Origin of the sequence: Lysinibacillus sp. NPDC097287 (assembly GCF_044761695.1) — a bacterium.
Lineage (GTDB): Bacteria > Bacillota > Bacilli > Bacillales_A > Planococcaceae > Lysinibacillus.
In genome coordinates this window covers 25,854-37,479 of the sequence record NZ_JBIWCX010000011.1, presented here as the reverse complement: position 1 = coordinate 37,479, position 11,626 = coordinate 25,854, and the positions used below count along the sequence as shown (strand labels likewise).

Genomic DNA, 11,626 nt, shown 5'->3' with positions numbered 1-11,626 from the left:
TGAACCTGTTGCTCCTGTTGAACCTGTTGCTCCTGTTGCGCCTGTTGAACCTGTTGCGCCTGTTGCTCCTGTTGCTCCTGTTGCTCCTGTTGCTCCTGTTGCTCCTGTTGCTCCTGTTGCTCCTGTTGCTCCTGTTGCTCCTGTTGCTCCTGTTCCTCCTGTTAAACCTGTTGAACCTGTTGCTCCTGTTGAACCTGTTGCTCCTGTTGCTCCTGTTGCTCCTGTTGCTCCTGTTCCTCCTGTTGCTCCTGTTGCTCCTGTTGCTCCTGTTGAACCTGTTCCTCCTGTTCCTCCTGTTCCTCCTGTTGCTCCTGTTCCTCCTGTTGCGCCTGTTGAACCTGTTGCTCCTGTTGCTCCTGTTGCTCCTGTTGCTCCTGTTCCTCCTGTTAAACCTGTTGAACCTGTTGAACCTGTTGCTCCTGTTCCTCCTGTTGCTCCTGTTCCTCCTGTTAAACCTGTTGAACCTGTTGCTCCTGTTGCTCCTGTTGCTCCTGTTGCTCCTGTTGCTCCTGTTGCTCCTGTTGCTCCTGTTGCTCCTGTTGCTCCTGTTGAACCTGTTCCTCCTGTTAAACCTGTTGAACCTGTTGCTCCTGTTCCTCCTTTTGAACCTGTTGAACCTGTTGAACCTGTTACACCTGTTGCTCCTGTTCCTCCTGTTCCTCCTGTTGAACCCGTTGAACCCCTTGCCCCCGTTGAGCCTGTTGAACCCGTCGGTCCTGTTGAACCAGTTAAACCTGGAGGTCCTGTTACTTCTGTCGGACATACATTACATCCGCATTCGTTACACTTGAATCTCATTTGGCAACTATTGCTCTTTATTTTCGTTTCGCACTTAAACAAATCGTTATTACTAAAAATTTTACAATTACTATAATTATGGTAATGTCTAAAATTCATTGACTCACCTCCAGTTCAATTCTTTAACATACTATTCAAAGAACAGACAACAGAGGTAGACAATGTCCCTAGGCCTTTAAAATAAGTATCCGCTCTAATTGAACATTTGCTTTCATATATTCATTCAATAGAGTGATGAAATTTTAAATTCCACTTTGGTATACCAGTTTAAAGTAACCTTCTACTCCCTCTTCTGCAACTAACCTACACCGATAGCACAAGAAGCGATCGTTGAATAAGGAAACAGCGTTACTCCTTCTTGAAATAAAGCTACTGTTAATTAAAAATTCATTAAAACTACCAAGTTTAATCATATAAGAATATCTTTGTTCACACGTTATTGCTATCTACAAGCCGTTTAAGGGAGAGGCATTACCATGAGCAAGTCCTTGTAAAAGTACGCCCGCTGATAATGCCCCTATCGAATCGTTTCATTCTGCATTTCAGTATGAAACGTTCTACTTAGACAATTTAAGGAATACTACCGCGGCAATCGTAGACCAAACCGTCAAAGATTAGATAAATCATTCGAATTATAGCCTTACTCAAGCGAAACAAAAAAACCAGCTGCCGGTACAATACCGATAACTGGTTAAGGAAATGCCTATTTGATCTTGATCTTTAAGACAGGGGACAGCCTCATTATCCCTTAGTAGACACGCTAAAGTTCAGTAGATGATCAGAATTAAGACTATATGAAACAACTTTCTTCTTGTGCTGCTTAACTACATCAACGTGTTGATCGTAACTATAAACAAAGAAATTCACATCTTTTTTGCCTCTTTTTACGTTGAATACAAATGGCTTAACATCAGTGTCTGGATTTAGAAATAATTGTTCATGACCTGGAAAAATATAATGTTTTTTTAAAACGTTAGCTTCATTAAAATAGTCAGTCAATCTAATTTTTTCTTCCCCTTCTATATGCTTGCCGTTAAATGTTATCGTAATATCTTTTGAATCAAGTATTGGATGAAGGGCAAATTTCTTTAAACCCCATGCCACAAGCGCACTTGGAGGACTCATCAACAATTTAAGCATAAAAAACGCTATCGAAACAACCCAAATCCATGTCATATCATATCAACTCTTTCAATTTAATAACTATCATATTTTATCACAAAAACGCTATAACAATATACTAAACTAACTCCGACATGTATTCTTGTGAGTCAACATCAGTTACGTGGTTAATCTTTGATCTTAAATGTTGGATTAGCTAATAAGCTAACCTGCCCTGTTCGTCCAATAAAGAAAAAAGAGCTGCCTAAGCAACTCCGTGATTTTTATGTAACTGAAAAAGTTGTTTAATTTTTGTTCAACTTAAGTAAGCTTAGAATAAAAACTATTTTTTGAAACGGGATTTGTCATAATTATAAGGAAGACTTGTACCCACAACAACATCCTCAATTTTCTCAATAATTAGCCAATCATCCATATTTCCTTGATGATCAAATTCAAGTGGTGTAATTTCCTCAACATTCGTAAATGCCACTAAACAAAGACATTTTTTATGCCAATGTTGCTTTTGTTTTTCAGACAATGCAAGTTGTACCTGATTTTTTTCTAATGTTTCTGTGATTTCATCATCTGCTAACTTTACATAATTTTGAACACTTTCTACTACCGCTTTAGCTGATATACGCTTTGTTCCTTTTTCCATAAAGTAAAGTGTCTCGCCTTCAAATACTCTACTATGTGGAATTTTCCTCCCTGCTGCACCTCTTACAACCATAGATTTCGAACCATCGAGTATTTTTGATAGTACTTTTTCTTTATTATCGCAATAAACTAAGTGTTCCAAAGCTAATATTCCTCCCACCTTAATTTTATTATTATAGATTAACCTATTAATAGCTTAACTCTTATTTTTGTCCTCAACACGTCTAACTATTTAATAATTTGTGAATTTTTAAAATAGTGTACTTATTGTTGTATTTTGTCCACCGAGGAATGGGTCAACGGCATCTTGTCATGAGGTTTTCTTCTACTCACATCTCATTTTCAGTCATTACAAGAATGCTGCTCCGTTCGTCCAATAAACCAAAAAAAGTGTTCATTGTTCATCGATCAACAAAACTAACGAAGATCTAACCATCACTTTGCTATATTAGGGGTGTAACGTTACAAAACAATTTTAGGAGGATTATTTATGAAACTTAAACATTTAGGCATTAGCGCACTTGCATTAGGATTACTAGTCGGTGGAGGTGCATCTCTTTCGGCATTCGCCTCAGAAAATAGCGAAGAAAATACGGTGCTAAAAAGCGAAGTCAAATTATCTGGTGTTGAGCACAATGAATTTAATGGACAAGATGAATTACCAGAAGGTGTTGTCCGAATGGATAAAGTTCAACTAGGAGAGACTGATTCAGATATTAATCTCCATGAACTTAATGGAACAGGTGAATTGCCAGAAGGTGTTATCCAAATGGATGAGGTTAAAATAGAAGGTGCTGATACTAAGTCCTTTGAGCTTAATGGACAAGATGAATTGCCAGAAGGTGTTACCCAAAGGGATGAGGTTAAAATAGAAGGTGCTGATACTAAGTCCTTTGAGTAATGGACAAGATGAATTGCTAGAAGGTGTTTTCTACCTGGATGAGATTAAAAATAGCGAGATTCAAAATTAATGAAAATTTAATGTTGATTCTGAAATATCCTATTTAATTTTCACTAAACAGAGATAGGAAATACATGCTAAAAGCTTGCTTTGATTACCGAAGCAAGCTTTTAGATATTAATTATATTTATTTGAAATTTAGGAGATTGAGAAATGAAACTATTATTAATTGAAGATGAAAGAACACTCTCAAGACTCATTGTGAAAGGCCTTCATAAAAGTGGATATGCCATTGATACAGCATTTGATGGTGAAGAAGCATTAGAGCTCTTTGACATTAATATGTATGACTTAATTATTCTTGATTTAAACATACCTAAAATTGATGGAATAGATGTTTTAAAACACATTCGTCAAACAGATGAAAATATGCGCGTCCTTATTTTATCTGCTCGCTCTGATATAGATGATGTCGTTATTGGTCTTGATAATGGTGCAAACGATTATGTAACAAAACCATTCGACTTTCAAGTATTAGAAGCTCGCATACGCTCATTACTGCGCCGAACATTTTCACAAAAAAGCACTATTGTGTCAGCGGCAGATATTAAGATTAATACTGCGCAAAAAATCGGATTTGTTCATAATACACCTATTGATTTAACAAAAAAAGAATATGCCATTTTAGAGTATTTAATTTTCAATAAAAACAAAATTATCAGCGCTGAAGAATTAATGGAGCATGTTTGGCATAGTGAGGTGGATTTATTATCAAACACGTTAAAATTCCATATTCATTCGATAAGAAAAAAAATCGCCAAAGAACTTGGGGATGTCGAGGTGATTAAAACAGTTAGAGGCCAAGGCTATATTATACAAGATAATGAGGTAAATCAGTTATGAAATATTTATCATTAAGAATGCGACTAACAGTTTTAACTGGTGTAATTCTAATCATGACAACAATATTATTAACCATCATTTCTATTAGCAGTGCAAACAACAAATTTGTTCAACCATTAACAGGGTTGGAAGGTACGCATGTAACTATTGAAGGAATACAAACTGATGAAACACACGAATTTGACTTGAAAACACCTTCATCACTGCCCAAAGATGTTCAATATGTAGAAGAAATTAATATGGTAAATAAAAAATTCCAATCCCAGAGTCTTATTTGGATGATTGTAATTATGGTTGTAGGTGTTGGTGCAATTTATTTCGTAGCTGGAAAAGCATTGGAGCCAGTTAAATATTTACGTAAAAGCATAGAGAATATTAATGAACATAATCTTTCTGATCGTATCAATAATATTAAGTCAAAAGATGAAATTGGTGACCTTGCTTCAGAATTTAATAAAATGCTTCAACGAATAGAAAACTCCTATATTTATCAAAAAAACTTTGCTGCAAATGCTGCCCACGAATTAAAAACACCACTTACGACAATGAAAACAGGTATACAAATACTAAAGCTCGAATCATCACCAACCATTGATGACTACAAGGAGAATTTGGAGATCACCGAAGAAAGTACACAAAGACTCATTGATATTGTTGAAGATTTATTAATGCTTGCAAATAATCATGCTGTAAAATTTTCAGACAAAATTGACCTTCACCAAATGTTCGAAACAATCGCTCAGGAAGTCGCTCCACTTTGTGCTGAAAAAAATATTACACTTACACTCAACAACTGTAAAGAAAGCATAGTTGGCAATAAAGTACTTATTTACAGGGTCTTTTCCAATCTAATTGAAAATGCTGTGAAATATAATAAAACGAACGGCATGATTGAGGTAATCTGTCATGAACAACATGACTGCATTCGTATCAGTATCGCTGACACAGGTATCGGTATCGCCAAGGAAGACCTTCCATTTATCTTCGAACCCTTTTACAGAGTCGATCAATCACGTACAAGAAGCTTAGGTGGCTCTGGCTTAGGTCTTTCCATCGTTCGGTCGATTATCGAGAAGCATAAAGGACGAATACATGTGAAAAGTTCCGAACATATCGGTACGATCTTTGAGATAGAATTACTAAAAAACTGGCCGGACGCAAACAGCCAAACACCTACTTCGAAATAAAAAACTAGTATAACCCCGCCTTAAGTTAAGCGCGGGGCATACTAGTTTTACATCAACAGCGCTACATAGCGCGTAAGCCCCCAAAAAAGGCCCGTAGCAAAAAGAGGAATAAAACTAATTAAAAGTTATTTAAAGCCTGTAATGAGGCTCTACAGCAGGTTTGCCATTAGTTATCGTTCCCTTTATTGGGTAGTATGATTTTGCTAACCTCTCTAATGATTATCTGACCTATTATATAAATAATAGAGACAAATATCATGGCACCATCTCTGCCAACAGGTTTAAACCACCCTCCGTCATCAGCGATTAAAAAGTAGCCAAATAGCAAAGAAAGTAAGGTCATCATAAAATTGACGCCAAAGAACATAGACATTTTAAGGTTTCTCGACGTGATCCCTACAACAATTGTACACAAGAGGAATACCGGAAATAAGAAATCAGCGTCTTCCCTCGCAAGATGGCGATTATATTCATAAAAATGAAATAAAAAAGGAACTGGAAATAATGACAAAATAGTGATAATCATTCGCTTCATTTGATACACCCCTTATTAAATTGACGAGAAAAACCCACCTAGCAGTGTAAATTTACACTATAAGGTGGGTTTTTACAATACAATCTAGTTCTATAATTCTTTCTTACACGTGACAATGACAAAATTGATGGGCGGTTTATTTTTCATGTTTTTGTTCGGTTCGTCCATTTGTGAAACTTCTACTAGCCCATATTTTTCAAAATCTTGTTTGACGGAGTCAGCATCATAAAAATACATTTTGACGCCTGCCATGATCTCGAAATAGTCTTGATCCAATTGTTTGCCTTGTCCAAACATCGGAGCGTCTTTTGAAACAGTTGTAAAAATCATATAGCCATTTGGCTTTAGCTGGTTATAGCAATCTTGAATGAACTTCTCTCTCTCCTGCTGATTCAATAAGTGCAGAAGAGCATGGCTAAATATACCGTCATAGCGTTTCTGATCAAAGGGCATGTCATTTACCGAACCATGAAAAATATCAATATCCAGCCCATTTTCCCTCGCCAAATCAATCGCTGTTTTTGAAATCTCAATACCTGTTACATGGATGCCATTATCCATAAAAACCTTTGCATTTCTGCCATAACCAATACCTGGTATCAGGATATCCTTCACATTCTTTTCAAGGAAAAAATCCTTTGTCATGATGGCAGAGTCTGTAGGCTCAAATCCCCACATTGTCTGCTTTTCTATAAAGCTTGTTTCCCAAAATTCCGTCATAGCTCGATCTCCTTTATGTATCATTTCAAATAAGTATATTACAGACCTTTTATGTCTACAATTAATATGACTTATGTTAAAAATATTGCTAGCCATATGGGAGCGCGCAATCAGGGGACATTGGGCTGCTCCTAACAGCCCGATAGACCATTCCTTATTCAACTAAGCTGCGCCGTTAACGTAATAAGAAACCCTGAACTGAAACAAATAATGAAATTAAAAAAACTCCCACAAACATCCAACCATATACGTTGCGCTTCTGTTGAAATTCTTGTAAGCCCCTTACCAACATTGTTAAACCTAAAAAAAATAGCATTAAAGAATTAAACTCAAAATTCTTCGTAATCAATCCATAAGCTACTAATATTAAAGTTATTGCTGAAAAAACATAATTTGAAAGTTTCAACAAAATTCATACCCCCTGTTTTCTTGCATTGACCTCCCTCTTCTAAGCGTAGGTGGGAGTAGTTCAAGTGCAATATAAAAGGCGCTATGAGTAAATTCATATACGCCTTTAATTTCATTTATGTATGTAACGTCAATTGAACTTTAAGTAGTCTGAACTTTCTTTTCTTCGGAAAAACCAACTTGTTATGCCAAAGATAAACCCACTACTTAAAAAGAATGTATGGAAAAGGAGTAACTCTGACGAGAATATGGCTGATACACCGCCGGAAATGAGTGCAATAATTGCGGCAGGTACAAAATAGGCAAGCATACAACCTAGCGGATAAAAGAGATACTTATGTTTGCTAAATCTAGTACTTTCATCTATTAGACTTATCATAAATAGATACATTGGAATACCAATTAAGAAGAAGAAACCTCCCCATATCAAAACAGCATAAGCATCGCCGCCAAGTGATTCATTCCAAACGAGTTTCAACGTTAAAGCGTAACACATAAAACCAACTATAAATGATAACAACCCTGCAATTATCGACTTCACTAGTATCCCTACTTCTATATTAATTTTTCTTCACTCACTGCAATACGAACATTCTTTCTAGACAAAAAATAAAAGTGACATTAAACAGTGCCTATTTTATAAATAATCTTAAATTAAGCATAATATTACCATAAAATACATCGTTTAAGTATAATTCTACATAAATTCTTGGTTCTTCGTAATAAGTGGTGGATTCCCTTAGTAATTAATTTCTTCAATACGTTCAGTAATCTCCTTATAATTCAGAATCATAAAATTCCACTTCATATGGATTTCATACAACTCCATACGAACTACATTTTTTTCAAAAGGAATAATTGATTAGATAAATACCATTTCTCCTTTCTATAACTTTACATATTATAGATTATAGAAAGGAGGGATTTATTGTGGGAAATGAAGATTATGGTTCGGACTATGGCAGACGTGATAATTCATCATTCGCTCTAATCGTTGTCCTATTCATTTTACTAATTATTGTTGGCGCTAGCTTCATGCATAAATCGTATTAACACATGAAAGTAATTGTAAGGTCAAGGTAATTTAGGCTTACACCTCCCTTTTTTTCGACACCGAGGGTCACTTTCCACCGAGTGACTCTTGTTTTGTTTAATTCCCAAACTACGTAACCTGATTAATTCATTATTTTCAAAAAAAGAACAATGGATTGGACGAATCCCCTCCTCATGTCCATGACTATACATACTATAAATTAAAGAAAGGAGAGGATTATATGGGATACTACGGGTATTCAGGTAATTTTAACAATTGTTGCACAAGCTATGGCAATGAATATAGAAATGACTGTGGTAAGAATAATAGCTCAACATTCGTTTTAATCGTTGTTCTATTTATTCTTCTAATTATTGTCGGCGCATCTTTCATGTCGTATTAATCGGTACAGTTTTTTTAGTGTCAGAAAATAAAAGAAAAGTTCACCCCTTCATTATTGGCGACAATTAATCATCTCCATAACCCCTTCTGCAAACTATCATAATAGTAGTGCCATGGTAATCTATCAGCCTTCTATACCCCTGTTTTGATCAAAGGGTCACTCCCAACCTGGTGACCCTTTTATTTCCTCAAATACATATTCAGTGTCTTCATCTTACTTTATTCATGATCTGCGTGAGCGCGTGGCTTAGGGTCATCCTTAACCTTATTTAATGATATGACCATCTTCATTGAGCCGTCTGATTCATTCGCTCAGTTGTTTGGACGTAAAAAAATCAGAGTGGTCCCAAATGTATAGGACTACTCTGATTTATTATTGTTTTGTAAACCGAATCTTGGCGTAACGCCCCGGGAGTATGTATATAGTAGTTATCCGTTTACTTTAGATGTTTTTTTCGTCGTCTAAATGCCATGCTACATAGCGCAATACCGACTAATCCCGTGCCTACTGGATATAGAACTGGGAAGAAAATGGATGGGTAACCCATGAGTATATCGGAATAATAGCCCATAGCCACTAATGATGTGCCAGAAACTTTTATTAATTGAACCGCAAGTGGATTGTCTCCTCGCTCTTGATAAGAAATTTCATCTTCAGTGATCTTGCCTTTTTCATCAATCCAAATGATTTTCCATCTACGGTCGTCCATTGCTGCATCATCATCTGTAAGTCGTTGTACTATCGCTATTTTGTCGTTAACCGTTAAAATATCAAGCCAAGAGAAATAACTGCCGCCTTTTTCACGATTCGAGAGCCAAATTTCGTCGGCTTGCGTAACGTCCTGCCCATCCACCAATAGATGAATTTTCACAATGTCCCCAGCCTCTACACCTTCGTCGCTATCCCAAGAAGTTAAGCTTGCTTTTTTCCCAGTCGGTTCTTCCACTATTTCGATAAGACGACCATTGATATCAATTTCTTGCACATTGATTGTTGTAGGAAATCCTTGTTCAGTATAAGCCTGTTCGATTGTATAACGAAGATCTATTGTCCAACTTGTTACTACTTCTCTGACCATTAGCAATAAGGGTATTACTGAAATCATAAACAATATAAGCCCAAAAATACATACGTTTTTTCTCATATTATCCCATCCTAGTGACTGCCTCTTCGTTGGTAGTAAACGATTATTTTTCTGATAGATCCATCGTTACTGCTATGTTTCACGACTTCAAGCAATTGATGCCAACATAAATATTGGGCAAAAATTTTCTATTCTTTTCTACGCTATTGTACTTCTCTATTTTTCTCTATTCTATTGTGGGTAAACTTCAAGGCCTTTTACTAATTATTAATAGGCTGAATGGATAGTAGTGCTACTTTATGAACAATTCCCTCATAATTGTTCAATTAATATTACCATTATACAATTTTAGTTGGAGTATAATTTTAATAACTCATGTATTGGTATACTATTTGCATCGTCAATATTAATAAAATATGGTAATTGCCACTTTTGTGTTGCAATAGCTTGTTTACTAGTAGGAGTAACCCAACTAGGATAGACTCTAATTGCCATTTTCCCCTTAGTTTTAGCGGTTTTAAGAATGTTTTGTTTTAAAAGAACTTCTTTTGGAAAAACGAATTGCCCATAATTATCATTACCATCAAAGGTATTTATCACTAATAAATCAGTAGCGTTGTCATATGAAAACGCTTGGTTTTTATCAGCTTCATCCTTTTCCCAAAAGGCAACAAACTGTCCTATCTTGGTAGGTGTTATTTTTGCGACTCTAAATCTAACCGATTTAGAATTTAGTTGAAATATCCCAGCCCCATAATCTGAATTTTGGGTTTCCTCCAGGATGTTTTTTATAGTTAACTGATTAGGTTCATAAAACATTTCATTTACATATGTTAACGTCTTAAAAAATTTATTCATATTTGTACTCCTTATCTTATACTACGACATACTATTATCTCATCAATTGGTCATTAAATAGCTTCACTTAATTAATCTCTTCATTTAAATTTACTCAACAATATTTATCTTGATTTTCATTTAACTCAGATGTTATAGAACTAAAAACTAGCACAAACGTTCGTACATCGCTATAATTAGCTTATTCTTAAAAACAAAAGGAGTTTTGCCTTATGAGTCAAAGAGTTGCCTACTATGATGTTGCACCTGACGCCATGGAAATTATGATGGATATGGAAAAATACACAAAAAAATCTACAATTAATCGAGCTACTAGAGAACTTATCAAAATTAGAGTCTCTCAAATTAATGGGTGTGCGTTCTGTATAGACATGCATACATCCGATGCACGTAAGATGGGTGAAACCGAACAACGTATTTATTGTTTAAATGCTTGGAATGATTGTACTTTTTATACACTTGAAGAGAAAGTTGCTCTAGAATTAGCTGAACATATAACTTTAATTTCTAATAAAAGAGTTCCAGATGACCTATATAACCGAGTACGTGAATTCTATGACGAGAAACAGTATGTTGACCTTGTTCTAATCATCAATCAAATCAACAGTTGGAATAGAATTTCTATCGCAATGGGAAATACAGCAATTGAAAAATAATAACTCTTTAACGAACATCTAACGGTGTTCGTTTTTTTCTTCGATTAATCCTTAAAATGATTAGTAACCTTGCGCTACTAAAATGTCTAATTCAGCGTTTAAGCTTTCGCAACAATGCTTCATGGTATGACTGATGTAAACCTTGCCATATTCTTCTTTATAGGCATCAATCACACGCTGCACTTGAAATGTGTAGCCATTCGTTTCTATAATATCTTTTAACCTTTTCATATGGATCATGTGAAGTTGGTGGTATTTGTTCTACAAACACTTCTGGTTAATCTATTCTTAATTTGTCCATCGAATCTAATGCTACGTTTTAAGCTAAGATGGTCATATCTCCATGTTTCATTACATTCACCCTTCTTGCACAAAATTT

General features: G+C 35.5%; 14 protein-coding genes and 2 pseudogenes. 6 read left to right on the top strand and 10 right to left on the bottom strand.

Translation table 11 applies throughout. The features are described from left to right. From ACIQ2D_RS15245 to ACIQ2D_RS15235, 3 genes and pseudogenes are all read right to left on the bottom strand, one after another. Positions 1-798 (bottom strand): annotated as a pseudogene (locus ACIQ2D_RS15245) (exosporium protein); the annotation flags it as partial. 741 nt (positions 799-1,539) lie between these two features. Next, positions 1,540-1,974 carry a YfmQ family protein gene (locus ACIQ2D_RS15240; protein WP_402865461.1) on the bottom strand — a complete coding sequence of 145 codons (435 nt, stop codon included), beginning with the start codon at positions 1,972-1,974 and terminating at the stop codon, positions 1,540-1,542. Between the two features lie 268 nt (positions 1,975-2,242). Further along, entirely contained in the window at positions 2,243-2,701 is a 459-nt protein-coding gene (locus ACIQ2D_RS15235; RefSeq protein ID WP_402865459.1) for a hypothetical protein, read from the bottom strand. 348 nt (positions 2,702-3,049) lie between these two features. On the opposite strand from ACIQ2D_RS15235, the gene ACIQ2D_RS15230 reads away from it, so the two are divergent. The 3 genes from ACIQ2D_RS15230 to ACIQ2D_RS15220 all read left to right on the top strand — a co-directional run bounded on the left by ACIQ2D_RS15230 (position 3,050) and on the right by ACIQ2D_RS15220 (position 5,550). Continuing rightward, positions 3,050-3,460 (top strand): hypothetical protein, encoded by a 411-nt coding sequence (locus ACIQ2D_RS15230; protein ID WP_402865457.1) that lies wholly within the window; start codon positions 3,050-3,052, stop codon positions 3,458-3,460. Between the two features lie 213 nt (positions 3,461-3,673). Further along, positions 3,674-4,363 (top strand): response regulator transcription factor, encoded by a 690-nt coding sequence (locus ACIQ2D_RS15225; RefSeq protein ID WP_402865455.1) that lies wholly within the window; start codon positions 3,674-3,676, stop codon positions 4,361-4,363. Continuing rightward, on the top strand, positions 4,360-5,550 hold the full coding sequence (locus ACIQ2D_RS15220; RefSeq protein ID WP_402865453.1) for a sensor histidine kinase: 1,191 nt from the start codon (positions 4,360-4,362) through the stop codon (positions 5,548-5,550). Before ACIQ2D_RS15225 ends, ACIQ2D_RS15220 begins: the two co-directional genes overlap by 4 nt. A gap of 166 nt (positions 5,551-5,716) precedes the next feature. Here ACIQ2D_RS15220 and ACIQ2D_RS15215 read toward each other — a convergent pair whose 3' ends face one another. The 4 genes from ACIQ2D_RS15215 to ACIQ2D_RS15200 all read right to left on the bottom strand — a co-directional run bounded on the left by ACIQ2D_RS15215 (position 5,717) and on the right by ACIQ2D_RS15200 (position 7,754). Further along, a complete protein-coding gene (locus ACIQ2D_RS15215; RefSeq protein ID WP_402865452.1) occupies positions 5,717-6,085 on the bottom strand; it encodes a hypothetical protein in 369 nt (122 codons plus the stop codon). A 90-nt stretch (positions 6,086-6,175) separates the two neighbouring features. Beyond that, on the bottom strand, positions 6,176-6,805 hold the full coding sequence (locus ACIQ2D_RS15210; protein ID WP_402865450.1) for a class I SAM-dependent methyltransferase: 630 nt from the start codon (positions 6,803-6,805) through the stop codon (positions 6,176-6,178). A gap of 175 nt (positions 6,806-6,980) precedes the next feature. Beyond that, positions 6,981-7,214 carry a DUF3953 domain-containing protein gene (locus ACIQ2D_RS15205; protein WP_402865449.1) on the bottom strand — a complete coding sequence of 78 codons (234 nt, stop codon included), beginning with the start codon at positions 7,212-7,214 and terminating at the stop codon, positions 6,981-6,983. A gap of 129 nt (positions 7,215-7,343) precedes the next feature. Then, positions 7,344-7,754, bottom strand: a complete 411-nt coding sequence (locus ACIQ2D_RS15200) for a hypothetical protein (protein WP_402865447.1) — start codon at positions 7,752-7,754, stop codon at positions 7,344-7,346. Between the two features lie 431 nt (positions 7,755-8,185). On the opposite strand from ACIQ2D_RS15200, the pseudogene ACIQ2D_RS15195 reads away from it, so the two are divergent. Both ACIQ2D_RS15195 and ACIQ2D_RS15190 read left to right on the top strand, forming a co-directional pair. Next, positions 8,186-8,266, top strand: a pseudogene (locus ACIQ2D_RS15195) (YjcZ family sporulation protein); the annotation flags it as partial. A gap of 221 nt (positions 8,267-8,487) precedes the next feature. Then, on the top strand, positions 8,488-8,649 hold the full coding sequence (locus tag ACIQ2D_RS15190) for a YjcZ family sporulation protein (protein WP_402865445.1): 162 nt from the start codon (positions 8,488-8,490) through the stop codon (positions 8,647-8,649). A gap of 436 nt (positions 8,650-9,085) precedes the next feature. On the opposite strand, the gene ACIQ2D_RS15185 is transcribed toward ACIQ2D_RS15190, so the two are convergent. Continuing rightward, a complete protein-coding gene (locus tag ACIQ2D_RS15185; protein WP_402865444.1) occupies positions 9,086-9,793 on the bottom strand; it encodes a hypothetical protein in 708 nt (235 codons plus the stop codon). Between the two features lie 288 nt (positions 9,794-10,081). Then, a complete protein-coding gene (locus ACIQ2D_RS15180; protein ID WP_402865442.1) occupies positions 10,082-10,591 on the bottom strand; it encodes a MepB family protein in 510 nt (169 codons plus the stop codon). Between the two features lie 212 nt (positions 10,592-10,803). Here ACIQ2D_RS15180 and ACIQ2D_RS15175 point away from each other — a divergent pair, with 212 nt between their 5' ends. After that, positions 10,804-11,247 (top strand): carboxymuconolactone decarboxylase family protein, encoded by a 444-nt coding sequence (locus ACIQ2D_RS15175; RefSeq protein WP_402865441.1) that lies wholly within the window; start codon positions 10,804-10,806, stop codon positions 11,245-11,247. 60 nt (positions 11,248-11,307) lie between these two features. Here the strand turns inward: ACIQ2D_RS15175 and ACIQ2D_RS15170 are convergent, their stop codons facing one another. Next, the gene (locus ACIQ2D_RS15170; protein WP_402865439.1) at positions 11,308-11,478 is read right to left on the bottom strand and encodes a hypothetical protein; all 171 of its coding nucleotides are present in this window, start codon (positions 11,476-11,478) and stop codon (positions 11,308-11,310) included. Positions 11,479-11,626: the final 148 nt, after the last annotated feature.